Origin of the sequence: Klenkia taihuensis (genome assembly GCF_900112525.1) — a bacterium.
In the GTDB taxonomy this organism is placed as follows: domain Bacteria; phylum Actinomycetota; class Actinomycetes; order Mycobacteriales; family Geodermatophilaceae; genus Klenkia; species Klenkia taihuensis.
Window position 1 is genome coordinate 431,920 of record NZ_FOMD01000001.1, and the last position, 25,384, is coordinate 457,303.

The window sequence follows — 25,384 nt, forward strand, 5'->3', positions numbered from 1 at the left end:
CGGTGGGTGGAGCGACTCCACCGACCGCGAAGGGACCGCGATGACCGAGCCCAGCACGCCCGCCCCGGCCGCCACCTCCTCCACCGAGCTGGTCTCCAGCCAGGGGAGGACGACGATCGCCGACACCGTCGTCGCCAAGATCGCCGGGATGGCGGCCCGCGAGGTGCACGGCGTGCACCGGCTCGGCGGCGGCGCGGCCCGGGCGTTCGGGGCCATCCGGGAGCGGATCCCGGGCTCGGGCGGGCCGAACGTCAGCCAGGGCGTCTCGGTGGAGGTGGGCGAGACCCAGGCCGCCGTCGACATCGACGTGGTCGTCGAGTACGGCGTCGCGATCGCCGACGTGGCGGCCGGGATCCGGCGCAACGTGATCCAGAGCCTGCAGCAGATGACCGGCCTGCAGGTCGTCGAGGTCAACATCGCCGTCGACGACATCCACCTGCCCTCCGACGACACCGAGGACGCCGAGCCCGTGCCCAGCCGGGTCCGGTGACCACGGCGGCCGCCGCCCTCGTCGCCGGCCTGGACCCGCGGGTCCTCGCCGCGGCGGTGCGGGCCTGCCCCGGCGTCGCCGGCCTGTCCGGCGGGCCGTTCGGCGGCGTCGGCACCTACCTGCCCGGTGAGCGGGTGACCGGCGTCGTCGTCCGCGAGACCGCCGTGGGCCCGCCGGACGTCGCGGTGCACCTGGTCTGCCGGGCAGGGGTGCCGGTCGCCGAGGTGGCCGGCCAGGTGCGCAGCGCGCTGGCCACCGCGGCACCCGGGTCGCGGGTCGACGTGCGGGTCGAGGACGTCGACACCGGGGAGGACCGGCGGTGACCCGGGACCGGGCGGCCGAGCGGGCCTTCGTCCGGGCGCACCACCCGGACGTCGGCGGCGACCCCGCGGTCTTCGTGGCCGGCCTCGCGGCGCTGCGGGCCGGCGCCACCGCCACCCCGGGGCCGGTCACCGTCGTCGCCACCCGGCGGACGGCCCCCGCCCGGTTGCTGCGCCGGCTGCGCCGGGCCCGCCGCGCCGCGCAGCGCTCCTCCCGTCTCGACTGACACCCCTGGAGATCCCCATGCGTCCCAGCACGGTCGGCCTGCTCGTCGGGATGGTGCTCGGCCTCGCCGGCGCCTTCGGCGGGTTCGGTGCCTTCGTCCTCGTCGCCGTCCTCGCCGCGCTCGGCTTCGTCGCCGGCAAGGTGGTGGAGGGCCAGCTCGACCTGTCCTCCCTCCTCGGCCCCGGCGACCGCGGCCGCCGCCGCGACCGGTGACCGCACCGCCCGCGGCCGTCCCGCCGCTGCCCGAGCCGGAGCAGCGCGGGCGGACGACGATCGCCGACCGCGCGGTCGAGCGGGTGGCCGCCGCGGCCGCCGCCGAGGTGGACCTGGCCACCGGCAGCGCCCGGCGCGTGCTGGGCGTGCCGGTGAGCGCCGCCGACCTGCCCCGGGTGACCGCCCGGGTGCACGGCGACGAGGCCACCGTCGAGGTCGACCTGGCGGTCGCCTGGCCCGCGCCGGTGCGGCAGGTCGCCCGCCAGGTGCGCGCACGGGTGGTCGAGCAGCTCACCGGCCTGCTGGGCCTGCGCGACGTCCGGGTCGACGTCCGGGTCGGCGCGCTGGTCCCCGAGCGGGCCCCGGAGCAGCGGAGGGTGGTCTAGGTGCGCGGCGTGGACCGGGTGCTGGCCCTCGTGCTCGGCCTGGCCGGGCTGGGCGGCGGGGTGCTGCTGGCCGCCGAGGTGGTGCAGGCCCTGCTCGGCCGGCCGGGCCACCTGGTCGTGCCGTACGAGGGCGCGGCCCGCTGGCTGCGGGAGCAGACCTGGTCGGGGGCGTGGGTGCTGGCGGTCGGCGCCGGGCTCGCGGCGCTGGGCCTGCTGCTGCTCGCCGCGGAGCTCGCCCCCCGTCGCCGCACCCTGCTCGTCGTGGCGACCGAGGAGCCCGACGTGGTCACCGCGGTCACCCGCGGCGGCGTCGGCCGGGCGCTGGAGCAGGCGGTGGCCGCCGTGCCCGGCGTGGACGGCACCCGCTCCCGGGTCGGCCGGCGGACCGCGCGGCTCACCGTGCGCACCGCGCTCCGGGACAGCACGGAGCTGGAGGCGCAGGTGCGCGAGCGGGCAGCGGCGGCCCTGGCGGGCCTGGGCCTGGCCGCCGCGCCGGCGCTGGACGTCGACCTGCAGCGGGTGGCGGCGTGAGCGGGCCCGCGGCGCTGGCCCCGGCGACCCGCACGCCCGGCGCGGTCCGGGTCAACCGGGTGGTGCTCGCCGTGCTGGGCGCGGTGCTGCTCGCCGCCGGCGTGCTCGTCCTGCTGCTCGGCCTGGGTGCGCTCGGCGCCGACCGGGCCGACCGGGCCGTGCTGCCCGGCGGCGGGACCGCGGGGTGGGTGGCGCCGGTCGTGGGGGCCGGCGGGCTGGCGGTGGCCGGGCTCTCGGCCTGGTGGCTGGTGCTCCAGGCCCGCACCGACCGGCTGGCCCGCATCCGGCTGGAGGACGCCGACGGCGGCCGCACCGTGCTGGACGGCGCCGCGCTGACCCGGGTGGTCGAGGAGGAGGTCGAGGCGCTGCCGGGCGTGGCCCGCGCCTCGGCGCACCTGTCCGGCACGTCGGCGGCGCCGCGGCTGCACCTGCGGGTGCGGCTGGCCGGCCGCGCCGACCCCGGGGAGGTGCACCGCGCGGTCACCGGGGAGGTGCTGGCCAGGGCGCGGGAGGCCCTCGAGCTGGACCGCCTGCCGGCCCGGGTCGAGCTGGACCTGCCGCGCGCCACCGGACGGCCCCTGTCGTGAACCGGACCCCGGGATCCCGGAACACGGCCGACCGGTGACCTGCCGCTGTCGGGGGTGTGGGGCATGATCGGGTCAGCTCGCGGGACCCGGGGGCGGGGACGAGGGGGACGGGTGGCCGAGAAGACCGCGACCCTGTTCACCGCAGGGCTGGACGACGGCATCCGCGAGGTGGTGCTGGCCACCGACTGGGGGGCCACCCCGCTGGGCGAGGTGAGCACCTGGCCGGAGTCGCTGCGCGCCGCCGTCGGCATCTGCCTGAACAACCCGTTCCCCATGCTCGTCATGTGGGGCCCCGAGCTGGTCATGGTCTACAACGCCGGCTACGCCCCGATCCTCGGGGACAAGCACCCGTGGGCGATGGGCCGGCCGTGCGCGGAGGTGTGGGCCGAGCTCTGGCCGACCATCCGCGGCCGGCTGGACGGCGTGCTGGCGGGCACCGCCACCTACGACGTCGACCTGCCGCTGCTCATGCACCGGCACGGCTTCGACGAGGCCACCTGGTTCACCTTCGCCTACTCCCCGATCACCGACCCCGACGGCCGGGTGGTCGGGGTGCTGAACACCACCAGCGACACCACGGGCCGGGTGCTCGGCGCCCGCAGGCTGACCGCGCTGCAGGCCTTCGCCGAGGTCGGCGCGGCCCGGCACGGCGACACCGACCGCGCGGCGAACGCGGCGATGGCCGCGCTCACCCGCGCGCCCGACGACGTCCCGTTCGGCCTGGTCTACCTGCTCGACCCCGACGGCCGGTCGGCGCACCTGGCGGCCACCACCTGGCAGTCCGGGCCGCCGCCGGCCCCGCTGGTGCCCCGGTTGCCCACCGGCGGCGTCGCCGACTGGGCGTGGGAGGCGATCACCACCGGCACCGTGCAGGTCACCGGGGGGCTCGCGGCCCGGCTGCCCGGGCTGGTGCCGCCGCGGCCCGACGCGCTCACCCCCGCCGACGTCGACCAGGCCGTCGCGCTGCCTTTGGTGGTGGCCGGCCAGTCCGCGCCGATCGGCGTGCTGGTCGTCGGCGTCGCCCCCCAGCTGCGGCTGGACGAGGACTACCTCTCCTTCCTGGAGCTGGTCGCCGGGCAGGTCGCTGCCGTGGTCACCGACGCGCAGGCCTACCAGGCCGAGCGCCGCCGGTCGGCCGAGCGCGCCGAGGCCGAGCGCGAGGTGGCCCGCGCCGCGGTCGAGGTGTCGGTGACGCTGCAGCGCTCCATCCTCGGCCCGGTCGAGCTGCCCGGGGGGTTCGCCGTCCGCTACGAGCCGGCCGCCCGCGCCCTCGAGGTGGGCGGCGACTGGTACGACGTGGTCGAGCTCGCCGACGAGGTGTTCGGCGTGGTGGTCGGCGACGTCGTGGGCCGCGGCCTGCCGGCCGCGGCCGTGATGGGCCAGCTGCGCAGCGCCGGCCGGGCCCTGCTGCTGGAGGCCAACGGCCCCGCCCAGGTGCTCTCCGCGCTCGACCGCTTCGCCGAGCTGGTCGAGGGCGCGGCCTGCAGCACGGTGTTCTGCGCCGTGGTCGACCGCCGCGCCGGCACGCTGCGCTACAGCAGCGCCGGGCACCTGCCGGCCGTGCTGGGCGGGGCCGACGGCGGCACCCGCCTGCTCGACGGGGCGCAGTCGCTGCCGCTGGCGGTGCGCACCGGCCTGGCCCGCCCGGAGGCCGAGGTCGCGCTGGCGCCGGGCGACAGCCTGCTGCTCTACACCGACGGGCTGGTCGAGCGGCGGCACGAGGCGCTGGACGAGGGCATCGCCCGCGCCGTCACCGCGGTCGTCGAGGGCCGGGCGCTGTCCCCGGACGTGCTCGCCTCGGTCCTGGTCGACCAGCTGCTGGACGAGCAGGAGGACGACGTCGCGCTGCTGGTCTACCGGCACCCCGCGGAGGTGGCCGCCGCGCCATGACGCGCGGGCGGGTGGTGGTCGTGGGCGCCGGGCCGGTGGGGCTGACCGCGGCCCTGCTGCTGGCCCGCCGCGGCCACGACGTGCAGGTGCTGGAGCGGCGCACCGGGCCCTCCGAGCTGCCCCGCGCGGTGCACCTGGACGCCGAGGCGCGGCGGGTGCTCGCCGACGCGGGGGTGGGCGAGGCGTTCGCCCGGGTCAGCGCGCCCGGGGCGGGGCTGCGGCTGCTGGACGCCGACCACCGGGTGCTCGCCGAGTTCCCCCGCGAGCCGGGCGCCGCGTCGATGTTCCACCAGCCCGACCTGGAGCAGCTGCTGCGCGGTGCGGCGGCCGCCGCCGGCGTGGAGCTGGTCACCGGGGTCGAGGTGCAGCGGGTCCGGCGCACCCGGCGGGGCGCGCAGGTCGAGACGGACCGGTCCACCCTGGCCGCCGACGTCGTGCTGGGCTGCGACGGCGCGCACTCGGTGGTGGCCCGCGAGGTCGGCGCCCGGTGGCGGCAGCTGGCCCGCCCGGACCGCTGGCACGTGGTGGACCTGCTGGCCCCCGCCCCGCTGGCCGGTTGGCCGGGGGTGCACCAGGTGTGCGACCCCGACCGGGCGGCGACGTTCATGCCGGTGTCCGGACGGCGCTACCGCGCCGAGTTCCGGGTGACCGGCCAGCCGCTCGACCTGCCCGCCGAGCTCGCCCGGTTCGGCGCGCAGGACTGCGAGGTCGTGCGGGCCACCGACTACACCTACGGCGCCCGGGTGGCCCGGCGCTGGCGGTCGGGGCGGGTGCTGATCGCCGGGGACGCCGCCCACCTCACCCCGCCGTTCATCGGCCAGGGCCTCGGGCTGGGGCTGCGGGACGTGCACCAGCTGGCGTGGAAGGTCGACGCGGTGCTCGCCGGGGCGCCCGACGCGCTGCTGGACACCCACGGCCGGGAGCGGGCCGCGCACGCCCGCGCGCTGGTCCGGCTGGCCGCGTTCACCGGCTGGCTGATGACCGCCGGCGGCCCGCGCGCCGCCCGGGTGCGCCGGGTGGTGCTGCGGCTGCTGCCCCGCACGCTGCTGGCCGCCGGCACCCCGCCGCTGCGCCGCGGGCCGTGGGTGCGCCGTCCGCGGGTCGGCCCGTCCCGGGGCGTGGGGCGGCCGGTGCCCGACGTCGAGCTGCGCCGCGGCCGCCGGCTGGACGACGTCCTCGGGCCCGGGTGGGCGCTGCTGGTCTGCTCCACCGAGGTGCCCGAGCTGCCGGTGCTGCCCGGCGGGGCGCGGCCGCGGGTGCTGCACCGGGGTGCGCTGCCCGACCTGGGCCCGGCGCTGCGGGACCGCTGGGTGCTGGTGCGCCCGGACCGGGTGGTCGCCGCCGTCGGCCCCCGCGTCCAGCGTTGATCAGGGAGGTTGATCGACGTCCGTCCTCCCTCGCGAGATCTGGTGCAGGAGGACGGCGTCCGGTGCAGGAGGACGGCGGGGCAGGATCGGGCCCATGAGCTTCGACGTCGCCGCCGTCCGGTCGCACTTCCCCGCGCTGCAGGGCGGCGCCGCCCACTTCGACGGCCCCGGCGGCACGCAGGTGCCCACCCCGGTCGCCGACGCCGTGCACGCGGCCCTGGTCGCCCCGATGGCCAACCGCGGGGCGACGACGCAGGCCGAGCGCAACGCCGACGACGTCGTGCGCGCCGCGCGGCAGGCAGTGGCCGACCTGGTCGGCGGGCAGCCCGGCGGCGTGGTGTTCGGCCGCAGCGCCACCGTGCTGACCTACGACCTGGCCCGCACGCTGTCCGCCGGCTGGGGGCCCGGCGACGAGGTGGTGGTGACCCGGCTGGACCACGACGCCAACGTGCGCCCGTGGGTGCAGGCCGCCGAGCGGGCCGGCGCGACGGTGCGGTGGGCGGAGTTCGACCCGGCCACCGGCGAGCTCACCGCCGCCGACGTCGCGGCCGTGGTCACCGACGCGACCCGGCTGGTCGCCGTCACCGGGGCGTCGAACCTGATCGGCACCCGCCCGCCGCTGCCGCAGATCGCCGGCGTGGTGCACGCCGCGGGGGCGCTGCTGCACGTGGACGGCGTGCACCTGACCGCGCACGCCCCGGTCGACCTCGCCGAGCTGGGCTGCGACACCTTCACCTGCTCGCCGTACAAGTTCCTCGGCCCGCACTGCGGCGTGCTGGTCGCCGACCCGGCCTTCCTGCAGACGCTGCACCCGGACAAGCTGCTGCCCTCCACCGACGCCGTCCCCGAGCGGTTCGAGCTGGGCACGCTGCCCTACGAGCTGCTGGCCGGCACCACCGCGGCGGTGGACTTCCTGGCCGGTCTCGGCGCCGGCGCGACCCGGCGGGAGCGGCTGCTGACCGGCATGGCGGCGCTGGAGGAGCACGAGGACGCGCTGCGCGCCTCGCTCGAGGACCGGCTGCGCGAGCTCCCCGGGGTGACCCTGTGGTCCCGTGCCGAGCGCCGGACGCCGACGCTGCTGGTCACCTTCGAGGGCCGGGACGCCGCCGACGCCTACCGCTACCTCGCCGCAGGCGGGGTGAACGCCCCGGCGGGGTCGTTCTACGCGCTGGAGTGCTCGCGCCGGCTGGGCCTGGGCGACACCGGGGGCCTGCGCATCGGTCTGGCCCCCTACAGCGACGACGCGGACGTCGACCGCCTGCTGGAGGGCCTGCGCGGCTTCCTCGCCCGGGCCTGAGGGCGGGTCAGCGGAGGGTGGGGAACCCGCCGGCGAGCTGGTCGAAGGCGGCGTGCAGGTCGTCGGCCAGCGAGCCCTCGCCGGCCAGCCACGCCTCGAACGCGGTGGTCGCCGCGGCACGGGTCGAGAGCGCGACCAGCCGCGGCACGAGGGAGTCGGGGCGGCAGCCGGTGCGCCGGGCGACGTGCTCGGCGACCACCCGGTCGACGTCGGCGTAGCGCACCTGCGAGTGCGCCTGCAGCGCCGGCTCGGTGAGGATCAGCCGCATCCGCTCGCGCAGCAGCGGCAGGTCGGCGCCGGGGTAGTCGTTGACCTCGACGTAGGCGGCGCAGATGGAGGCGAGCACCGGCTGGTCCTCCGACGTCGCGGCCAGCAGCTCCTGGAGCCGGACGACGTGGGCGTGGAAGTCGCCCCACACCGCGTCGGCCTTGGTGGCGAAGTGCCGGAAGAACGTGCGCCGGCTGATCCCGGCCGCGTCGGCGAGCTCGTCGGCGGTGACGGCGTCGAAGTCGCGCTCGGCGAACAGCTCCAGGGCGGCGGCCTCGATGCGGGCGCGGGTCACCTCGCGGGTGGCGGGTTCGCTCACGACGCGCATCATCCCCCTCTTGCCCGGTGGCACTGGGTGCCACTAGCGTCGGCCGTGTCCGTGACCCAGCTCACCAGGAGGCATCCGTGCCGGAGCAGACCGAGACCGAGACCCCCGCCCCCGCCGCCGAGGAGGTCCTCACCGAGGAGTCCCTGGTGGAGGAGGTCTCCATCGACGGCATGTGCGGCGTGTACTGAGCCGTTGGCCGACACCCTCGTGACCGGGCCCGGCACGGGCCCGGTCACGATCCCCGCTGACGAGGTCCCCTTCGACCCCACCGTGGGCTGGCGGAAGTCGCCGTCGGTGGCGCTGCGCCCGGAGCCCTTCGGCGCGCTGGTCTACCACTTCGGCAACCGCAAGCTGTCGTTCCTGAAGTCGAAGCCGCTGGTCGCGGTGGTCAAGGCCCTGGAGGCCCACCCCGACGTCGCGTCCACCCTGCGGGCCTGCGACGTCCCCGAGGCCCAGCACCCCGCCTACGTGACCGCCCTGGCGACCCTGTCGCGTTCCCAGATGATCGAAAGGAGGACCCCGTGACGGCTGTCCTGCCCCAGCGGCCCACCGGTGGCCGGTTGATCGACCAGTTCGAGTACGGCCTGGACGCCCCCATCTGCCTGACCTGGGAGCTCACCTACGCCTGCAACCTGGCCTGCGCGCACTGCCTGTCCAGCTCCGGGCGGCGCGACCCCCGCGAGCTGTCCACCGCCGAGGCCGAGGCGGTCATCGACGAGCTGCAGCGGATGCAGGTCTTCTACGTCAACGTCGGCGGCGGCGAGCCCACCGTGCGGCCGGACTTCTGGCACCTGCTCGACTACGCCATCGGCCACGACGTCGGGGTCAAGTTCTCCACCAACGGCGTCAAGCTGGACAAGCAGCGCGCCGCGCAGCTGGCCCGCACCGACTACGTCGACGTGCAGATCTCCCTGGACGGCGCCACCGCCGAGGTCAACGACCGGGTGCGGGGCACCGGCTCCTACGCCACCGCGATCCGGGCGCTGGAGAACCTGGCCGAGGCCGGGATGAAGGACTTCAAGGTCTCCGTCGTCGTCACCCGGGAGAACGCCGGGCAGCTCGACGAGTTCAAGGCCCTCACCGACTCCTTCGGCGCGCAGCTGCGCATCACCCGGCTGCGGCCCAGCGGCCGCGGCGCCGACGTGTGGGACGAGCTGCACCCGACGATGGCCCAGCAGAAGGAGCTCTACCACTGGCTGCTGGCCAACGGCGACGGCGTCCTCACCGGTGACTCGTTCTTCCACCTGTCCGCCTTCGGGGAGGCCCTGCCGGGGCTCAACCTGTGCGGCGCCGGGCGCGTGGTGTGCCTGATCGACCCGGTCGGCGACGTCTACGCCTGCCCGTTCGCCATCCACGAGAACTTCCTCGCCGGCAACGTGCGGTCCCCCGGCGGCTTCCAGCGGGTGTGGCAGACCTCGGACCTGTTCACCGAGCTGCGCAGCCCGCAGACCGGCGGCGCCTGCACCAAGTGCGCGCACTTCGACGCCTGCCGCGGGGGCTGCATGGCGGCGAAGTTCTTCACCGGCCTGCCCCTGGACGGCCCGGACCCCGAGTGCGTGCAGGGCTACGGCGAGAACGCCCTGGCCGCCCGGGACCTGGACCTCGTCACGCCGAAGTCGCACATCGACCACTCCCACAAGGGCCCGGTGCGCGGGCAGCCCACGCTGCTGGGCATGCCGAGCATCCCGGCGAAGATCTGCGACGAGTCGCCGCTGGCCGGGCTCGACCTGCGCTGACGTGCCGCTGACCGGTCCCTGGGACCTCGCGGGGAGGACTGCGCCCTCGCGGACGCTCTTCGGCCCCCACGAGACCAACCTGGGGACCGGTCGCGGCCTCGCCGCGCGGCACGTCGCCTACTACGCGCGGCGGGCCGCCGGCGGCACCGGCGTGCTGGTCACCGAGGCCGCCTCGGTGCACCCCTCCGACCACCCCTACGAGCGCGCGCCGCTGGCCGCCGACTGCGCCGCCGGGTGGGCCGCGGTGGGCGACGCCTGCCGGCCGCACGGCACCGTGGTGCTGGCCGGGCTGACCCACACCGGCGGCCAGGGCTCGGCGTCCTGGACCCAGGCCCCGCCGTGGGGGCCGAGCAGGGTGCCCGACGTCGTCACCGGCCTGGTCCCCGTCCCGATGGGGGACGCCGAGGTCGCTGCCCTCGTCGCAGGCTTCGCGGGTGCCGCGGCCACCGCCGTCGCGGCCGGGCTGGACGGCGTCGAGGTGGACGCCGGCCCGCGCGCCCTGCTCCGCCAGTTCCTCTCCCCGCTCACCAACACCCGCGACGACGGGTACGGCACCGACCGCGCCCGGCTGCTGCGCGAGGTGCTCGCCGCCGTCCGCGCCGCGCAGGGCCCCGACCGGGTGCTGGCGCTGCGGTTGTGCGTCGACGAGCAGGCGCCCTGGGCCGGGCTGGCACCCGAGGGCGCGGCCCCGCTGGTCGCCGAGCTCGCCCCGCTGGTCGACCTGCTCACCCTGGTCCGCGGCAGCGCGCTGGACGGCGAGGCCTACCGGCCCACCGCCCACCGCCGGCCGGGGTTCCACGTGGAACTGCTCGTCGCCGCGGGCGCCACCCCGGTCGTCGCGCAGGGCTCGGTGGTCGACCCCGCGCACGCCGAGGAGCTCCTGGCCGCCGGGTACGCGGCGGTGGAGCTGACCCGCGCGCAGATCGCCGACGCCGGGTTCGTCGCCGCCGTCCGGGCCGGCCGGGCGCCGCGGCCGTGCCTGCTGTGCAACCAGGCCTGCCAGGTGCTCGACACCCGGAACCCACCGGTCAGCTGCGTGGTCGACCCGCGCAGCGGCCACGAGACCACCGAGCCCGACGTCGACGTCCCCGTCCCGGGCGGTCGGCCGGTGGTGGTGGCCGGGGCCGGGCCGGCCGGGCTGGAGGCGGCGCGGGTGCTCGCGCTGCGCGGCCACGACGTCGAGGTGGTGGCCCCCGCGGTCGGCGGGCTGCTGCCCGTGGTGGCGGCTGCGCCGGGACGGGATCGATTCCACCGGTTCGGTGACTGGCTCGCCGCCGAGTGCACCCGGCTCGGCGTCCGGTTCACCGCGGGGACGACGGAGGACGCCGACGTGGTGGCCACCGGCGGGCTGCCCGGCGCGGCCGCCGTCCCCGGGGCCGTCCCCGCGGCCGACGTGCTGGCCGGCGCGGCGCTCCCGGAGGGCCCGGTGCTGGTGCACGACCCGGTCGGCGGGCCGGTGGGGGTCGGGGTCGCCGAGCTGCTCGCCGCCGGCGGCCGCGCGGTCGTGCTGGCCACGCCGGACGACGTCGTCGGCACCCGGCTCGGCCCGGCCGGCGACCTGGTGGGCGCCAACCGCCGGCTGGCCCGGGCGGGCGTGCGCCGGCTGACCGCCGTCCGGCTGGTGTCATGGGACGGCGCCGAGGCGGTCCTCGAGCCGGTGTTCGCCGCTCCCTTCCCCGCCGAGGCAGGGGAGCCCTTCCCCCACGCATCGGCTCCGTCCGTGGTGGAGGGGATCCCTCGCCCCGGCGGCGAGATCCGAGTCCCGTGCGCCGCGGTGGTCGACGCCGGGCACCGGCTCCCCGGGCGGACCCTGCCCGACACCGGCCGTGCGCGGTTCGCCGGTGACGTCGTCGCCCCGAGGACGGTGCTCGACGCCGTCCTCGAGGGCCGGCGGGCGGCGCTGGCGGTCGCCCCGTGACCCCTGCCCTGGCCCACCTCCGGGTGGCCAAGCCCTGGTACCTGCGCGGCCCGGCCGCCTGGAAGCCGAGACCCGTGCGGCTCCAGGCCGCGGCCCTCCGGGGCCCTGTGCACCAGTCACAGCCGTAGCGGGGGAACACCGAGAGGAACCACTGATGGGCAAGCTCGAGGGCAAGGTCGCCTTCATCACCGGCGCGGCGCGCGGCCAGGGCCGCAGCCACGCCGTACGCCTGGCGCAGGAGGGCGCCGACATCATCGCCGTCGACCACCTGCAGGACATGGCCAGCGTCGGCTACCCGCAGGCCACGCAGGCCGACATGGACGAGACGGTCCGCCAGGTCGAGGCGCTGGACCGGCGGATCATCGCGAGCAAGGCCGACGTCCGCGACACCGCGGCGCTCGGGGCGGCGGTGGACGACGGCGTCGCGCAGCTGGGCCGGTTGGACATCGTGCTGGCCAACGCGGGGATCGCCAGCTTCGCGCCGGTCGAGGACCTCACCGACGAGATGTGGGACGAGATGGTCGGGGTGAACCTCACCGGCGTCTTCAAGACCGTGCGCGCGGCGATCCCGCACATCAGGGCCGGGGGTCGGGGCGGGGCGATCGTGCTGACCAGCTCCACGGCCGGCATCAAGGGCCTGGGCAACCTGGCGCACTACGTGGCGGCCAAGCACGGCGTCGTCGGGCTCATGAAGACCTTCGCCAACGAGTTCGCCCCGGACATGATCCGGGTGAACTCCGTGCACCCGACCTCGGTCAACACGGACATGATCCACAACGAGTTCACGTACGGGCTCTTCCGTCCGGACAAGGCGGCGTCGGAGGTCACCCGCGAGGAGGCCGGCGAGTCGTTCAAGACCCTGAACGCGCTCCCGATCGAGTGGGTGGAGCCGGTCGACATCTCCAACGCGATCCTCTTCCTGGTCAGCGACGATGCCCGGTACGTCACCGGCGTCCAGCTGCCCGTCGACGCCGGGTCGGTGCAGAAGTGACGGGCCGGGTCGAGGGGAAGGTCGCCTTCATCACCGGGGCGGCGCGCAACCAGGGCCGCAGCCATGCGCTGCGCCTGGCCCAGGAGGGCGCCGACATCATCGCCGTCGACGTCTGCGGGCCGATCGACTCGATCGGCATGTACCCGCCGGCGACCGAGGAGGACCTGGCGGAGACCGTGCGCCAGGTCGAGGCGCTGGACCGGCGGATCGTGGCCACCAAGGCCGACGTCCGCGACGTCGCGGCCATGAAGGCGGCCGTGGACGACGGGGTCGCGCAGCTGGGCCGGCTGGACATCGTGCTCGGCAACGCCGGGGTGTTCGAGATCCAGCCCGCGCTGGAGCTCTCCGACGAGGCCTGGCGGGAGATGATCGACATCAACCTGACCGGGGTCTGGAACACCTGCAAGGTGGCCCTGCCGCACCTCGTCGAGGGCGGCCGCGGCGGCGCGATCGTGCTGACCAGCTCCACGGCCGGGCTCAAGGGGACGCCGAACACGATCCACTACACGGCGGCCAAGCACGGCGTCGTCGGTGTCATGCGCACCCTGGCCAACGAGTTCGCGCCGCACTCGATCCGGGTCAACTCGGTGCACCCGACCGGGGTGGACACGGTGATGATCCAGAACGAGAAGACGTGGGGGCTGTTCGCCCCCGACGACCCGTCGCCCAGCCGCGAGAAGGCCGAGCCGATCTTCACCTCCACCAACGCCCTGCCCATCCCGTGGGTGGAGCCGGTGGACATCTCCAACGCGATCCTCTTCCTGGTCTCGGACGAGGCGCGGTACATCACCGGCGTGACCCTCCCGGTCGACGCCGGCTACACGGTCAAGTGACCCCCGGGCGGCGCGGGGGCGACCTCGCGCCGCCCCCTCACGACAGGACTCCCTTGGACGAGATCAACCGGACGACGTCGTCCGCGGCGGCGGACGTGCGCGCCGTGCGCGAGCGCGTCGCCACCCACCTGGTCGGCCGCGAGCGCGAGACCGACCTGCTGCTGGCCGCGGTCGCCGCCGGCCGCGACGTGCTCATCGAGGGCCCGCCGGGGACGTCGAAGTCGACGCTGCTGCGGGCGATCACCGGCGAGTGGGGCATCCCGCTGCTGTTCGTCGAGGGCAACGCCGACCTCACCCCGACCCGGCTGGTGGGCCACCACAACCCGGCCCGGGTGCTGCGGGAGGACTACACCGCCGACAACTTCGTGGCCGGCCCGCTGGTCGAGGCGATGCGCACCGGCGGCTTCCTCTACGTCGAGGAGTTCAACCGGGCGCCCGAGGACACCCTGAACACGCTGCTCACGGCCATGGCGGAACGCTCCGTCACGGTGCCGACGATGGGCACGGTGCGCGCCGCGGACACCTTCCGCGTGGTGGCGAGCATGAACCCCTACGACGCGGTGGGCACGACCCGGATGCCGACGTCGGTGTCGGACCGGATGTGCCGGCTGGCGGTCGGCTACCAGGACGCCGAGGCCGAGCGCGGGATCGTCGGCCGGCGGACCGGCATCGAGGCGCGCCGGCTGGTCGCCGACGCCGTGGCGCTGACCCGGGCGACGCGGGAGCGGGACGACGTCCGACAGGGCAGCAGCGTGCGCGGGGCGATCGACGTCGCGCTGGTGGCGTCGCAGCTGGCTGCGATGCGCGGGGTCGCCGTCCCCGACACCGACGAGCTGCGCGGGCTGCCCGAGGACTACACCGCGGTGGTGTGGGACGCGATGCTGGTGGCGCTGAGCGGCCGGGTGCACCTGGACGAGATCGCCGAGCAGACACCGGAGGGCGTGCTGCGCGAGATCTGGGAGGACCACTTCCTGCTGCAGCCGGCCGCCGCCGCGCCCGGTTGAAGGACGGTCGAGGCCGACTCGCCGGTCACCCGCCGGGACCGGCCCGGGGCGCCGCGGGGCATGCGGCCGCTGCGCCGCCGTCCCAAGCAGCTCACCGAGCAGCCCGCCACCTACGAGCCCTCGCGCGGGGGCGCCGGTCTGGCGCTCTCGTCGGGTGACCGGCGGCGGCAGCGCGCGAAGGCGGTCGGCGGCGGTTCGACGCCGGGGACGACCGACGAGCCCGCCGACCTCATCCCGCTGGCGGACCTGGCGACCCTGCCGGAGGCCGACGCGGTGACCCGGGCGCGGGCCCGGCAGATCGCCCGGCGGCTGGCCGTGCCGCGCCCGCCGCGCGACCGGCGGGCCCGGCGCGGGGTGGGGGAGCTGACCAGCGTGCGCTGGACCGGCGGCTCCGACGAGCTCGACCTGGACCGCACCGTCGACGCGCTGGCCGGCAAGCCCTGGCCCGAGGACGACGACGTGGTGGTGCGGGAGCGGCTGCGGCGGCGCCGGTCGGTGGTGCTGGTCGTGGACGTGTCCGGCTCCATGAAGGGCGAACGGCTGCGGACGGCGGCGGCCACCGTGGGGGCGCTGGCGGGGCAGCTCGGCCGCGACGCGCTCGGGGTGGTCGCCTTCTGGTCCGACGCCGCGGTGCTGGTGCCGCTGGGCGAGCCGGTCGAGCCGCTGGCCGTGCTGGACCTGCTGCTGCGGGTGCCGACCCAGGGGCTGACCAACGTCTCGTTCGCGCTGGAGACCGCCGGCCGGCTGCTGGCCGGGGTGCCGCCGCGCGACGCCCGGGTGCTGCTGCTGTCCGACTGCGTGCACAACGCCGGCCCCGACCCCCGTCTGGTGGCCGGGCGGCTGCCGCGGCTGGACGTCCTGCTGGACACCTCGGGCGAGCAGGACGTCGACCTCGGGCGTGACCTGGCGACGGTCGGCCGGGGCCGGGTGCGGCTGGTGCGCGACCACACCGACGTCGCCCGCGCGCTGACGGCGGTGTTCGCGGAGTAGCGGGGTCGGCGCTCAGCCGCCGAGCGCCCGCCGCAGTGCCTCGAGGGCGGGCGTCGGGTGCCCGTCGTCGAACAGGAGGTCGTGGCCCTGCCGCAGGTCGCCGTCGTCGTCGACGAACCAGTCGTAGCGGTCGTCCACGCCCCAGGTGGTGTACGCGACGCAGGTGGGTGATCCCAGGCAGGTGGTCAGCACCGTCGCGTACTGCTCGGCCTGGGCGTCGGCCCCCTCGGCGTCGGTGACGTCGTTCTCGGAGATGCGGACCTGCAGTCCCGCCGCCCCGAAGGTGTCGAGCGTGGTCGCGAGGTCCTCGGCGGAGATGGCGTCCGTACCGAGGTCGTAGACGTGGGCCTGCAGGCCGACGCCGTCGACGTACCCGCCCAGCTCGTTGGTGCGGCGGACCAGGTCGAGCAGCGCGTCCTGGCGTTCGCCGGGCACGTCGGCCCCGTTCTCGTTGACGAACTGCGCGACGTCGGGGTCGGCGTCGTGCACGGCCCGGGACACGACCACCGGGTAGTCGGGCCCGAAGGTCCGGTACCAGACGTTCTGCTGGAGGTCGGTCCCCTGGTCGACGTCGAACGGCTCGTTGACGACGTCCAGGGAGGCGAGCCGGCCCCGGAAGTGGGTCACCACGGTGGTGACGTAGCCCAGCAGCGCGTCGGCGCTGGCGGCGCGGTCCTCCGCGGAGTCGGTGGGCAGCTCCTGCATCCAGCGCGGCATGGCCTCGGTGAAGGCGATCGTGTGCCCGTGCACCGCCATGCCCCGGCTCTCCGCCACGTCGAGCAGCGCGTCGGCCTCCTCGAACGTGTACACGCCGGGCAGGGGCGAGAGGGCCTGCGGCTTCATCGCGTTCTCCGGCGTGAGGGCGCCGAACTCCCCGATCAGCTGCTGCGCGTAGTCCGTGTCCGAGGCGAGCGGGCCGAGTGCCACCGCCGCACCGATCGGGAGGTCGGGACGGGTGCGGGCGGCGAGCGCCTGCAGCCCCTCGGGTGACGGCTCGGCCTGCTCGAACGCCGGGCCCGCGGTGCGCAGCGAGGCCCCGTCCGGCGCGGCGGCGGTGAGCGAGGCGACCCGGAAGGTGCCCTCGTCGCTGGACAGCCCGAACCAGAGCTCGCCCGACCCGAACACCCCGCCGAGGGGCGCCGAGGCCAGCGTCTCCCCGCCGCTCGCGACCTCGAGCAGCTCCCCGGACCGGCGCACCGAGACCTCGGCTGCGGGGCCGGGGACCGTGACCTGCTGGTCGAGCACCGGGCGCGGGTCGGTCACGTCCTGCTGGGGTGCGCCGTCGAGGACGGCGATCCGCAGGTCGTCGCCGTCGAGGGTGAGCCGGATGCCCGCCGGTTCGATGCGGAACTCGTCCGCCACGACCGGCGGGCTGTCGTAGACGGCCCAGGTGGCATCGGCGGTGACGTCGGCGAACCGCGCGCCGAGGGTGAAGTCGCCGTCGACGACCAGGTGGGTGCCGGCCAGGTCGAGCAGCGGGTTGGCCTGGCGGTCCCCGCCGTCCTGGCTGACGATGCCCAGCCCGGTCGCGGTGACCCGCAGACCGTCGCCGTCGGCGGTCACCCCCGGGACGTCGCCCCAGTCCTGCTGCAGCAGGTCGACGACGTCCCGTCCCGGCGCCGCGGCGGGCGCACTGCACCCCGCGAGGGCGAGCGCCACGGCCGACGCCAGCGGGACGAGCGCGCGGGCGTGCCCGGCTGCGCGACCCCGTGACGGGGGTCCCGCAGCGCCGAGCACGCCGGCAGCCTAGGGCCTGTGCCGCGTCCGCCCGCTCCGTCACGGGGTGACGTCGGAGCCCTGTCGAGGCGGTTCGCCGGGGGGCGGGTGGACGAGGTGGGTGCTGCCGTAGGAATGTGGGGCATGCGCGCACAGGTCGTTCGTCGTGAGCTGCATGAACTGGTCTTCCCACTGGTGCTCGTCCTGGTCGGGGAGCTCGTGGTGCAGGTGTCCCGCTGGGACCGGTTCTGGGTCCTGCTCGGTGCACTCGTCGCGGGTTACCTCGTCCGGGCCGTCATCCGCACCTCAGCGCAGCGGGTCGAGCGAACGGACGGCGAACGGTCCCGGTAGGCCCGCGGGATGTGCCGCACGACGCCCCTTCCGAGAGGTCGCATCGGACACGGCGGCGGCGTTCGAGCAGGGCCAGCCCGTCTACGTCAACGGCGAGACCGGCCACTGCGCCTCAGATGGTCTGCAGGCAGAGGAGCGTGTCCTCGCTGTCGGGAGCGTTGTACGGTCCCAACCAGACGGAATCGTCCACCTGCGGCTCATCGTCCTCGAGGCGGCAGAGAGCAACGGCGTTCGCCGTGGATTCGCCGAAGGTGACGCCTGGGACGACCTTCACGATCCTGGCTTCGGCGCCATCGTCCTCGCAGTCGACGACCGTGATGCTGTCAGCTCCCGTGCCGTCACCGGCGAGTGCCTCATCAAGTTCTTCCTGCGTGTCCACCGTCTCCAGCAGCTCGATGGGCCGGGTCGTGCAATCACCGACTTCGGCGTCCTGCGGGCCGGACGAACAACCCACCAGCGTCAAGGTCGCGCTGGCCACGACCAAGGGCAGCAACTGCAGGCGCACAGGCACAGGGTCGATGCTAGGAGCCCTTCCCGCAGGCGTTGGCAGCCCGTCCGGCGGGGAGGACGGCACGGACGAGGAGCGGCTCACGCTGTGGATCGTCTCGTCAGCCGAGCTGGCCATCGAGCAGGCTGAGACGGAGGCGGAGGAGTACGTGATCGGCCCGCAGGGGGTCAGCAACCTACGGTTCGCACACTCCTCTGCTCTCTCCGATGTCCCGGGCGACGGCGCAGAGACGTTCTCGCTCATGCGCGACAGCCGGCTCTCGCCCGACGACCAACCCACTACGCACCCCGGTACCGGGACCGAACGCGAGGTCAATCTGTCTTCGGACGTGCGCACGTCCCGGTAGTCGGCCGTGTCCGGGGACAGGGGGAGGATGCGCCGGCCCCCGGGCAAGGTCTCCACGGAGACGTCGTGCAACGCATGCGGGCGGGCAACCTCGCGCATTGCCGGCGTGGTTGCTCACCGGCCCGTGGCAGCGCGACTGAGCGGGCAGCAGGTCGGCTACAGGCCCGGACGACCGCTCCTGGCGTCGCGCCCACGCGGACGAGGTCCCCGGCCGCGATCTCGGCGACGAGCAGGTGTTCCCGCGGGAGCGCGGCCGGGAGCGTTTCCGCGGAAACGCGCGCAGCGTCGCTACCGGTCAGCGGACGGCCGAGGGGAGCAGGTCGGCGACGGACAGCAGGGCGAAGAAGGCGAGCAGCGCGACGATCGTCGTCATCGGGGACCTCCAGGTGTCGGTGGACCCGACGGTGCCCCCGGTTCCTGCACGTCCGCGGTGGTCTCCCTGTGCGGTCCCGGTGAGGTCGCCGCACGTCCGCGGTGGAAGCGCAGCGACGCCACGACGAGCACCACCGCGACGAGGGCCAGCTGCAGGGCCGGGGCCGCGCCGGGCAGGGCCGACACCACCGCCGCGCCCGCGGCGGCACCGGCGACCAGGCCGACCACGACCTGGACGCCCGGCAGGACCTCCCGCAGCGGACGGCGGGTGGTCAGCCGGACGACGATCCCGGTGAGCGTCCCGGTGAGGAAGGTCGTCGACAACCCCGGCACCCCGAACCGCTGCACCGTGCTGCTCTGCACCCCCAGCGCGACGGCGGTGGTCGCGAGCAGCAGCAGTGCGGCGGTGGCACCGCGGTCGGCGCCGGTCACCCACCAGCCGGCCGCGTAGCCGACCAGCAGCGCGCCCTCCACCGCCAGCGCCACGGTCACCCTGGCCGGCCACACGCCGTCCTCGCGCCGCGGTGTCCCGGCCAGCAGCGTGCCCAGCGCGACGCCGAGGCAGAACGCGAGGACCGCCGTCCCCGAGGAGAGGGCCAGGGCACCGTTGGTGGTGGTGGACGCCGTGCCCAGCAGCACCAGGTTGCCGGTCATCACGCTGGTGAACGCCCCGCCGAGCGCGAGCAGGCCGACGGCGTCGGTCGCCCCGCTGAGCGCGGCCAGCGCCGCGACCAGGACCTGCCGGGTGCGCAGGTCGCCGGACGTCGGTCGCGCGGTCACCCCCGCATCGTCGTCCCGCCCCGGCGCGGGCCAGGATGCGGGCATGCCTGCCTCCTTCCCCTCCCCGGCCGACGGACTGGCCATCGCCACCTACACCTGGGACGACGTCCCCGGCGCCCCGGTCGGCGTCGTCCAGGTGGTGCACGGCCTGGCCGAGCACGGCCCCCGGTACGACCGCTTCGCCCAGGCGCTGGTCGCCGCCGGGTTCGTGGTCTCCGCGGCCGACAACCGCGGGCACGGCGCCTCGGTGTCCGACGCGGTGCCGCTGGGCAGCTTCGGCGCGGCCGGCGTCGACGGGTTCGTGGCCGACATCGGCGCCCACGCCCGTCAGCTCGCCGAGCAGCACCCCGACCTGCCGCTGTTCGCCTTCGCGCACTCGCTGGGTTCCATGGGCATGCAGCTGGCCCTGCTGGACGAACCGGTCCGCTACGCCGGCGTCGTGCTCAGCGGCTCCACCACCCTCGACGGCCTCGGCGAGGTGCTGGCGGGGCTGCCCGCCGACGCGCCCGGCCTGGCCGCGTTCAACGCCGGCTTCAAGCCGCGCACCGGCTTCGAGTGGCTCAGCCGCGACGCCGCCGAGGTCGACGCGTACGTGGCCGACCCGCTGTGCGGCTTCCCCACCGAGGACGCCATCATCGGCGGCGTCCTGGGCCAGGCCGGCCGCGCCGCCGACCCCTCGTCGGTCCGCGACGACCTGCCGCTGCTGCTGGTCTCCGGCGACCGCGACCCGGTGGGCGGTCGCGGCGGCACCAACGTCACCGCGCTCGGCGACCGCTACCGCGCCGCCGGCCTGACCGACGTCACGACCACCCTCTACCCCGAGGCCCGGCACGAGCTGGTCAACGAGACCGTCCGGGACGCCGTCACCGTCGACGTCGTCCGCTGGCTGCGCGCCCACCTGCCGGGCTGATCACCCCGCCAGCTGGTCCAGCACCACGCGGGCCGCGGCCGGGCCGGCGTTGAGGAACCACGCCTCGTCGTCGACCCGGACCGCGGTGCCGTCCGCGATCGCCGGCAGCCCCGTCCACAGCGGGCTGGCCAGCGCGGTCGCGTCCTCGGCGCCGGCCTGCACCCCGTAGAACAGGCGGTCGCCGGCGGCGCGCTGCAGCTCCTCGTCGGAGAGGTCCTGCGAGGTCCCGGTGAACCGCTGGTCGGCCGGGCGGGCGACGTCGCCGGCGGCCAGGATGCTGCCGACGAAGGAGCCGGTGCCCCAGATCCGGGTCCGGTCGCCGCTGACCCGCACCACCGACGCCGTCGCGTCCCCGAACCCCGCGCCGACCTGCGCGGCGTCGTCCAGCAGGTCCTGCAGCAGGTCCTGGGCGGCAGCGGTGCGGCCCAGCGCGGCGGCGACCAGCAGCAGGTCCTGCTGCCAGTTCACCCCGGTGCCCTCGGTGACCACGGTCGGGGCGATCCCGGACAGCGCCGCGCCGATCGGTTCCGCGCCGACCGTGTTGACCAGCACCAGGTCCGGCTGCAGCGCTGCGATCGCCTCCAGGTCGGGCTCCAGGCGCAGCCCGACGGAGCCGACGGAGGTCAGGTCGGCGTCGGGGAAGGCGTCGGCCAGGTAGGCCGGGACCAGGCCCGCGCCGCTGGCCTGGGTGGCGCCCACCGGGACCACCCCGAGGGAGAGGACGCCGTCCAGCTGGCCGGTGCTGATGACCACCACCCGCTGCGGCTCCGCCGGGAGGGTCGTCGTCCCGCCGAAGTGCACGACGTCGCGGGGGAACTCCCCGTCGGCGGCGGTCGAGCCGTACCCCCCGGGCAGCTCCTGCGGGGCCACCCCGGACACGGGTGCGGCCGCCGCGGCGGCGTCCGGGGGCGGGTCGGCCGAGCACGCGGTGAGGACCAGGGCCAGCAGGACGACGACGGCGCGGAGCACCTCGGAAGGGTAAGGGTGACCTAAGTTCGCCTGGTCGGCGGGGCGTGCGGCACAGTCCGCGGGGTGGCGCTGACCGACCCGCTGGTGCTGCGCGGCCGCGTGCTGCGCAACCGGCTGGTGTTCTGCGCGCACCTGACCAACCAGGCCGTCGACCGGCTCCCGTCGCCCGCGCACACCGCCTACTACGCCGCCCGCGCCGCCGGCGGCGCCGCGCTGGTCATCACCGAGGAGCAGGCCGTCGACCCGGCCGACCAGCCCTACGAGAAGGTCGTCGACGGCACCGACCCCGCCGTCGTCGACCGGTACCGGGAGCTCGCCGCCGCGGTGCACGCCCACGGCGCACTGGTCGTCGCCCAGCTCAACCACAACGGCGGCCAGGGCAGCTCCCTGCACTCCCGCACCCCGCTGGTGGCGCCCTCCCCGGTCGCCGACCCGCTGTTCGGCGAGGTGCCGCGCGAGGCGACACCGGCTGACCTGGCCGCCGTCGTCGCCGGGTTCGCCCGGGTCGCCGGGCACGCCAGGGACGGCGGGCTGGACGGCGTGGAGCTGCAGGCCTCCCAGTCCTCGCTGCTGCGCGCCCTCCTCGACCCCTCCACCAACCGGCGCACGGACGGCTACGGCACCGACCGCGCCCGGCTGCTGCTCGAGGTGGTCGCCGCCGTCCGCGGGGCGCTGGGGCCGGACCTGCTGCTCGGCGTCCGCCTGGCCACCGCCGAGCCCGGGGGGACGACGACGGAGGACGCCGTGGCCACCGCGCACCGGCTGGCCGCGACCGGCGCCGTGGACTGGCTGTCCACCACCACCGGCGTCGCCACCGCCTCCCTGCACCTGGTCGAGCCCTCCATGGCCGGCCCGCACGGGTACGCGCTGCCGCTGGCCGCCCGGCTGCGGACCGCGGGCCTGCCGGTCATCGGCGTCGGCCGGGTGACCACGCCCGCCGAGGCCGAGGCCGCCCTGGCGCACTGCGACCTGGTCGGGGTGGTCCGCGGCCAGCTCGCCGACCCCGACTTCGCCGCCACGGCGTTGCGCGGCGACCCGGTGCGGGCGTGCACCGGCTGCAACGAGTGCGCCGCGGGCATCGGGGCCGGCCTGCCGATGCGCTGCGTGCAGGGCGTGCTGCCGGTGCCCGCCGTCCCGGCCCGGGCGCGGCACGTCGTGGTGGTCGGCGGCGGACCGGCCGGGCTCCGGGCCGCCGCGCACGCCGCCGCCCGCGGCCACCGGGTGACGCTGCTGGAGGCCGCCGAGCGGCTCGGCGGGGCGCTCGCCCTGGCCGCCACCGCGCCCGGGCGGGGGGAGCTGGCCGGGTTCGTCGAGGCCGACGTCCGGGCGTGCGCGGAGCACGGCGTCGACGTCCGCACCGGGGTGCGCGCCCGTGACGAGGACCTGGTCGAGCTGCGGCCCGACGTCGTCGTCCTGGCCTGCGGCGCGGTCCCGGCCCGGCCGGCCTGGGCCGGGGACGCCGAGCGGGTGGTCGACGTCGCCGACGTGCTCGCCGGGGTGGCCGCGCCGTCCGGTCGGGTCCTGGTGGTCGACGAGCTCGGCGGCCCGCACGCCACCTCCACCGCGGAGCTCCTCGCCGCCCGGGGCTGCGCGGTCGAGGTGGTCACCGGGGCGCTGGTCGCCGCGCAGCGGCTGGGCCCGACGCTGGACCGCGGGCCCTGGCACCGGCGGGCCGCGGCGGCCGGGATCGTGCAGACGGTGGAGCGGGTGCCGCTGTCGGTGCAGGACGGCGTCGTGACCCTGCTGCACCACCTGACCGGGGACGTCGAGGAGCGGGTGGTGGACTGGGTCGTGGCCGCCACCCCGCCCGACCCCGTGCCGGGCCCCGCCGTGCCCGCCGGCGTCGCGGTGCACCGGGTCGGCGACTGCCTCGCCCCGGCCGGCCTCGCGGTGGCCGTGGCGACGGCGGAGCGGGTGGTGGGGTCGTGGTGATCCTGGGGTCGGCGCGGTCGCCGGAGGTGGTGGAGCGGCCCACGGTCGTCGTCCCGCTGGGGTCGGTGGAGCAGCACGGGCCGCACCTGCCGCTGGCGACCGACACCGCCGTCGCCGCGGCGGCCGCGGCCGGCCTGGTGGGGCGGCGGCCCGACCTGCTGCTGGCCCCGGCCGTCCCCTACGGCGCGAGCGGCGAGCACGAGGGCTTCCCCGGCACCGTCTCGATCGGCACCGGGGCGCTGCGCACGCTGCTGGTCGAGCTGGGCCGCTCGGCCGGGTTGTGGGCCGGGCGGGTGCTGGTGGTGAACGGCCACGGCGGCAACCTGGACGCGCTGCGCTCGTCGGTCCCCCTGCTGCGGCACGAGGGCCGGGACGTCGCCTGGTTCCCGTGCGGCGTCCGCGGCGGCGACGCGCACGCCGGGCGCACCGAGACGTCGCTGATGTTGCACGTGGAACCCGGCGCGGTCCGGCCGGAGCTGGCCGAGGCGGGGGAGACCGCGCCGGTGGCGGAGCTGCTGCCCCGGCTGCGGGCCGGCGGGCTGGCCGCGGTCAGCCCGAACGGTGTGCTCGGCGACCCGGCGGGCGCCTCGGCGGACGAGGGTGCACGGATGCTGGCCGACCTGGTCGACCGGCTGGCCGCCGCGGTGCAGACCTGGGACGTGGGCGCCGACGGGCGGCTGGCCGGGTGACCCTGCCCGCCCCGCCCGCCGACCGGTTGCCCGACGGGTTCCGGGTGGTGCTCGACCCCCGCACCCGGCGGCGGGACGGCGGCGCCGCCCTGCTCGGCGGCTCCCCGCTGCGCCTGCTGCGACTGGCCCCCCGCGCCCGCGCGCTGTTGACCGGCGACGCGCTGACCGTCACCGACCCCACCACCGCGGCGCTCGCCGCCCGGCTGCTCGACGCCGGCCTCGCCCACCCGCACCTGCCCCCGGTCGACCCGGCCGACGTCACCGTCGTCGTCCCGGTCAAGGACCGCACCGCCGAGCTCGACCGCCTGCTGCGCGCGCTGCGCGCCGACCTGCCCGGCACCCCGCTGCTCGTGGTGGACGACGGCTCGGCCGACCCCGCCGCCACCGCCGGCGTCTGCGCCGCCTCCGGTGCCCGGGTCATCCGGCACGCGACCGCCCGTGGGCCGTCCGCCGCCCGCAACGCCGGCCTCGCCGCCGCGACCACCACCGCCGTCGCGTTCGTCGACTCCGACTGCGTGCCGGTGCCCGGGTGGCTGGGCGTGCTCGCCGCGCACCTGGTCGACCCCCGGCTGGCGGTCGTCGCCCCCCGGGTCGTCGCGCTGCCCGCGGACCGGCCCGGCTGGGTCGGCGCCTACGAGGACGCCGTCAGCGCGCTGGACATGGGACCGCGCCCGGCCCCCGTCGCCCCGCTGACCGGCGTCTCCTACGTGCCCAGCGCCGCCCTGCTCGCCCGGCGCACCGCCCTCGGCGGCGGCTTCGACGAGGACATGCAGGTCGCCGAGGACGTCGACCTGGTGTGGCGGCTGGCCGCCGCCGGCTGGCGGGTCCGCTACGACCCGGTCGCCCGGGTCGCCCACGAGCACCCCGCCCGCACCGGGGCCTGGCTGCGCCGCCGGGCCTACTACGGCACCGGCGCCGCGCTGCTCGCGCAGCGGCACGGCTCCGCCGTCGCGCCGGTGGTCATGTCGCCCTGGTCGGCCGCCGCCTGGGGCCTGGCGCTGCTCGGCGGGCGGCCGGGGCTGCTCGGCGCGGCCGCGGTGCTCGGCGGCGCGACGGCGAAGCTCGCCCCGCGGCTGGGCGACCCGCCGCCCGCCGGTCTCGCCGCGACCCTCGTCGTCCGCGGCTCCTGGTCGGCCGGGCGCACCCTGGCCCGGTCGGTCACCCGGCACCACTGGCCGCTCGTCGTCCCGCTGCTGGGCACCCGCCGGGTCCGCCGGCTGGTCCTGGCCGCCGCGGCCGTCGACGCCGCCGGCGCCTGGTGGCCGCACCGCCACGAGGTCGGCCCGCTCCGGTTCGCGGCCGGTCGGCGGCTCGAGGACCTGGCCTACGGCGCCGGGCTCTGGCGGGGTGCACTGCGGGCACGCAGCGTTCGCGCGCTGTCGCCCGCCCGGCCACGCTGACCCGGGAACAAGACCTCCCGGTCCGGCCTTGCCCCTCC

At 76.7% G+C, this 25,384-nt stretch carries 29 protein-coding genes; 24 read left to right on the top strand and 5 right to left on the bottom strand.

All coding sequences use genetic code 11. From position 1 onward, the window contains the following. Nucleotides 1-40: 40 nt before the first annotated feature. The 10 genes from BM158_RS02100 (at nt 41) to BM158_RS02145 (ending at nt 7,307) form a co-directional block, all read left to right on the top strand. A complete protein-coding gene (locus tag BM158_RS02100) occupies nt 41-490 on the top strand; it encodes an Asp23/Gls24 family envelope stress response protein (RefSeq protein ID WP_091554177.1) in 450 nt (149 codons plus the stop codon). After that, a complete protein-coding gene (locus BM158_RS02105; protein ID WP_091554181.1) occupies nt 487-813 on the top strand; it encodes an Asp23/Gls24 family envelope stress response protein in 327 nt (108 codons plus the stop codon). The genes BM158_RS02100 and BM158_RS02105 overlap by 4 nt, the downstream gene beginning before the upstream one ends. Next, on the top strand, nt 810-1,037 hold the full coding sequence (locus tag BM158_RS02110) for a hypothetical protein (protein WP_091554184.1): 228 nt from the start codon (nt 810-812) through the stop codon (nt 1,035-1,037). The genes BM158_RS02105 and BM158_RS02110 overlap by 4 nt, the downstream gene beginning before the upstream one ends. Nucleotides 1,038-1,054: 17 nt before the next feature. After that, nucleotides 1,055-1,249, top strand: coding sequence for a hypothetical protein (locus BM158_RS02115; protein ID WP_091554187.1), 195 nt, complete (start codon nt 1,055-1,057; stop codon nt 1,247-1,249). Continuing rightward, nucleotides 1,246-1,635, top strand: coding sequence for an Asp23/Gls24 family envelope stress response protein (locus tag BM158_RS02120; RefSeq protein WP_091554190.1), 390 nt, complete (start codon nt 1,246-1,248; stop codon nt 1,633-1,635). Before BM158_RS02115 ends, BM158_RS02120 begins: the two co-directional genes overlap by 4 nt. Further along, nucleotides 1,636-2,166, top strand: coding sequence for a DUF6286 domain-containing protein (locus BM158_RS02125; RefSeq protein WP_091554193.1), 531 nt, complete (start codon nt 1,636-1,638; stop codon nt 2,164-2,166). Then, the gene (locus BM158_RS02130) at nt 2,163-2,753 is read left to right on the top strand and encodes an Asp23/Gls24 family envelope stress response protein (RefSeq protein ID WP_091554195.1); all 591 of its coding nucleotides are present in this window, start codon (nt 2,163-2,165) and stop codon (nt 2,751-2,753) included. Before BM158_RS02125 ends, BM158_RS02130 begins: the two co-directional genes overlap by 4 nt. 111 nt (nt 2,754-2,864) lie before the next feature. After that, nucleotides 2,865-4,643 (top strand): SpoIIE family protein phosphatase, encoded by a 1,779-nt coding sequence (locus BM158_RS02135; protein ID WP_191328575.1) that lies wholly within the window; start codon nt 2,865-2,867, stop codon nt 4,641-4,643. Next, entirely contained in the window at nt 4,640-6,010 is a 1,371-nt protein-coding gene (locus BM158_RS02140) for a bifunctional 3-(3-hydroxy-phenyl)propionate/3-hydroxycinnamic acid hydroxylase (protein WP_091554201.1), read from the top strand. The genes BM158_RS02135 and BM158_RS02140 overlap by 4 nt, the downstream gene beginning before the upstream one ends. A gap of 94 nt (nt 6,011-6,104) precedes the next feature. Further along, nucleotides 6,105-7,307 carry a cysteine desulfurase-like protein gene (locus BM158_RS02145; RefSeq protein WP_091554204.1) on the top strand — a complete coding sequence of 401 codons (1,203 nt, stop codon included), beginning with the start codon at nt 6,105-6,107 and terminating at the stop codon, nt 7,305-7,307. 7 nt (nt 7,308-7,314) lie between these two features. Here BM158_RS02145 and mftR read toward each other — a convergent pair whose 3' ends face one another. Continuing rightward, on the bottom strand, nt 7,315-7,893 hold the full coding sequence (mftR, locus tag BM158_RS02150) for a mycofactocin system transcriptional regulator (protein ID WP_229827507.1): 579 nt from the start codon (nt 7,891-7,893) through the stop codon (nt 7,315-7,317). A gap of 86 nt (nt 7,894-7,979) precedes the next feature. On the opposite strand from mftR, the gene mftA reads away from it, so the two are divergent. The 8 genes from mftA to BM158_RS02190 all read left to right on the top strand — a co-directional run bounded on the left by mftA (nt 7,980) and on the right by BM158_RS02190 (nt 15,374). Beyond that, nucleotides 7,980-8,090 (top strand): mycofactocin precursor MftA, encoded by a 111-nt coding sequence (gene mftA, locus BM158_RS02155; protein ID WP_091554209.1) that lies wholly within the window; start codon nt 7,980-7,982, stop codon nt 8,088-8,090. Nucleotides 8,091-8,094: 4 nt separating this feature from the next. After that, nucleotides 8,095-8,427: a mycofactocin biosynthesis chaperone MftB gene (mftB, locus tag BM158_RS02160; protein ID WP_229827506.1), complete on the top strand. Its 333-nt coding sequence runs from the start codon at nt 8,095-8,097 to the stop codon at nt 8,425-8,427. After that, nucleotides 8,424-9,638 (top strand): mycofactocin radical SAM maturase, encoded by a 1,215-nt coding sequence (mftC, locus tag BM158_RS02165; protein WP_091554213.1) that lies wholly within the window; start codon nt 8,424-8,426, stop codon nt 9,636-9,638. The genes mftB and mftC overlap by 4 nt, the downstream gene beginning before the upstream one ends. Nucleotide 9,639: 1 nt before the next feature. Beyond that, nucleotides 9,640-11,556: a mycofactocin system FadH/OYE family oxidoreductase 1 gene (locus BM158_RS02170; RefSeq protein WP_091554216.1), complete on the top strand. Its 1,917-nt coding sequence runs from the start codon at nt 9,640-9,642 to the stop codon at nt 11,554-11,556. 154 nt (nt 11,557-11,710) lie between these two features. Continuing rightward, nucleotides 11,711-12,547, top strand: coding sequence for a mycofactocin-coupled SDR family oxidoreductase (locus BM158_RS02175; protein ID WP_091554220.1), 837 nt, complete (start codon nt 11,711-11,713; stop codon nt 12,545-12,547). Beyond that, the gene (locus BM158_RS02180; RefSeq protein WP_091554223.1) at nt 12,544-13,380 is read left to right on the top strand and encodes a mycofactocin-coupled SDR family oxidoreductase; all 837 of its coding nucleotides are present in this window, start codon (nt 12,544-12,546) and stop codon (nt 13,378-13,380) included. The genes BM158_RS02175 and BM158_RS02180 overlap by 4 nt, the downstream gene beginning before the upstream one ends. 53 nt (nt 13,381-13,433) lie before the next feature. Beyond that, complete coding sequence (locus tag BM158_RS02185; RefSeq protein ID WP_229827505.1) at nt 13,434-14,384, top strand: AAA family ATPase; 951 nt, start codon at nt 13,434-13,436, stop codon at nt 14,382-14,384. A 60-nt stretch (nt 14,385-14,444) separates the two neighbouring features. Next, entirely contained in the window at nt 14,445-15,374 is a 930-nt protein-coding gene (locus tag BM158_RS02190) for a vWA domain-containing protein (protein ID WP_165628809.1), read from the top strand. Nucleotides 15,375-15,386: 12 nt separating this feature from the next. Here the strand turns inward: BM158_RS02190 and BM158_RS02195 are convergent, their stop codons facing one another. Next, nucleotides 15,387-17,111 carry an endo-1,4-beta-xylanase gene (locus BM158_RS02195; RefSeq protein ID WP_165628810.1) on the bottom strand — a complete coding sequence of 575 codons (1,725 nt, stop codon included), beginning with the start codon at nt 17,109-17,111 and terminating at the stop codon, nt 15,387-15,389. Nucleotides 17,112-17,234: 123 nt separating this feature from the next. Here BM158_RS02195 and BM158_RS02200 point away from each other — a divergent pair, with 123 nt between their 5' ends. After that, nucleotides 17,235-17,441 (top strand): hypothetical protein, encoded by a 207-nt coding sequence (locus BM158_RS02200; protein WP_131801959.1) that lies wholly within the window; start codon nt 17,235-17,237, stop codon nt 17,439-17,441. Between the two features lie 112 nt (nt 17,442-17,553). On the opposite strand, the gene BM158_RS02205 is transcribed toward BM158_RS02200, so the two are convergent. Next, nucleotides 17,554-17,952, bottom strand: a complete 399-nt coding sequence (locus BM158_RS02205) for a hypothetical protein (protein WP_131801960.1) — start codon at nt 17,950-17,952, stop codon at nt 17,554-17,556. Nucleotides 17,953-17,959: 7 nt separating this feature from the next. Between BM158_RS02205 and BM158_RS21640 the strand changes: the two genes are divergently transcribed. Beyond that, nucleotides 17,960-18,295, top strand: a complete 336-nt coding sequence (locus BM158_RS21640) for a hypothetical protein (RefSeq protein ID WP_091554232.1) — start codon at nt 17,960-17,962, stop codon at nt 18,293-18,295. Nucleotides 18,296-18,663: 368 nt separating this feature from the next. Here BM158_RS21640 and BM158_RS02215 read toward each other — a convergent pair whose 3' ends face one another. After that, entirely contained in the window at nt 18,664-19,446 is a 783-nt protein-coding gene (locus tag BM158_RS02215) for a DUF1275 family protein (RefSeq protein WP_165628811.1), read from the bottom strand. 43 nt (nt 19,447-19,489) lie between these two features. On the opposite strand from BM158_RS02215, the gene BM158_RS02220 reads away from it, so the two are divergent. Beyond that, nucleotides 19,490-20,356: an alpha/beta fold hydrolase gene (locus BM158_RS02220; protein ID WP_091556180.1), complete on the top strand. Its 867-nt coding sequence runs from the start codon at nt 19,490-19,492 to the stop codon at nt 20,354-20,356. On the opposite strand, the gene BM158_RS02225 is transcribed toward BM158_RS02220, so the two are convergent. Next, the gene (locus tag BM158_RS02225) at nt 20,357-21,325 is read right to left on the bottom strand and encodes an ABC transporter substrate-binding protein (protein ID WP_091554239.1); all 969 of its coding nucleotides are present in this window, start codon (nt 21,323-21,325) and stop codon (nt 20,357-20,359) included. Between the two features lie 63 nt (nt 21,326-21,388). On the opposite strand from BM158_RS02225, the gene BM158_RS02230 reads away from it, so the two are divergent. The 3 genes from BM158_RS02230 to mftF are packed head-to-tail and all read left to right on the top strand — an operon-like array spanning nt 21,389 to nt 25,346. After that, nucleotides 21,389-23,257: an oxidoreductase gene (locus tag BM158_RS02230; RefSeq protein ID WP_091554242.1), complete on the top strand. Its 1,869-nt coding sequence runs from the start codon at nt 21,389-21,391 to the stop codon at nt 23,255-23,257. Next, nucleotides 23,251-23,946: a mycofactocin biosynthesis peptidyl-dipeptidase MftE gene (gene mftE, locus BM158_RS02235; protein ID WP_091554245.1), complete on the top strand. Its 696-nt coding sequence runs from the start codon at nt 23,251-23,253 to the stop codon at nt 23,944-23,946. The genes BM158_RS02230 and mftE overlap by 7 nt, the downstream gene beginning before the upstream one ends. Continuing rightward, on the top strand, nt 23,943-25,346 hold the full coding sequence (gene mftF / locus BM158_RS02240; protein ID WP_091554248.1) for a mycofactocin biosynthesis glycosyltransferase MftF: 1,404 nt from the start codon (nt 23,943-23,945) through the stop codon (nt 25,344-25,346). Before mftE ends, mftF begins: the two co-directional genes overlap by 4 nt. Nucleotides 25,347-25,384: the final 38 nt, after the last annotated feature.

Coding starts and splice junctions, on each gene's coding strand:
- BM158_RS02190 (WP_165628809.1), top strand. CDS start 14,445: ATGCGGCCGCTGCGCCGCCGTCCCAAGCAGCTCACCGAGCAGCCCGCC.
- BM158_RS02145 (WP_091554204.1), top strand. CDS start 6,105: ATGAGCTTCGACGTCGCCGCCGTCCGGTCGCACTTCCCCGCGCTGCAG.
- BM158_RS02175 (WP_091554220.1), top strand. CDS start 11,711: ATGGGCAAGCTCGAGGGCAAGGTCGCCTTCATCACCGGCGCGGCGCGC.
- BM158_RS21640 (WP_091554232.1), top strand. CDS start 17,960: ATGCTAGGAGCCCTTCCCGCAGGCGTTGGCAGCCCGTCCGGCGGGGAG.
- BM158_RS02220 (WP_091556180.1), top strand. CDS start 19,490: ATGCCTGCCTCCTTCCCCTCCCCGGCCGACGGACTGGCCATCGCCACC.
- BM158_RS02200 (WP_131801959.1), top strand. CDS start 17,235: ATGCGCGCACAGGTCGTTCGTCGTGAGCTGCATGAACTGGTCTTCCCA.
- BM158_RS02140 (WP_091554201.1), top strand. CDS start 4,640: ATGACGCGCGGGCGGGTGGTGGTCGTGGGCGCCGGGCCGGTGGGGCTG.
- BM158_RS02115 (WP_091554187.1), top strand. CDS start 1,055: ATGCGTCCCAGCACGGTCGGCCTGCTCGTCGGGATGGTGCTCGGCCTC.
- BM158_RS02100 (WP_091554177.1), top strand. CDS start 41: ATGACCGAGCCCAGCACGCCCGCCCCGGCCGCCACCTCCTCCACCGAG.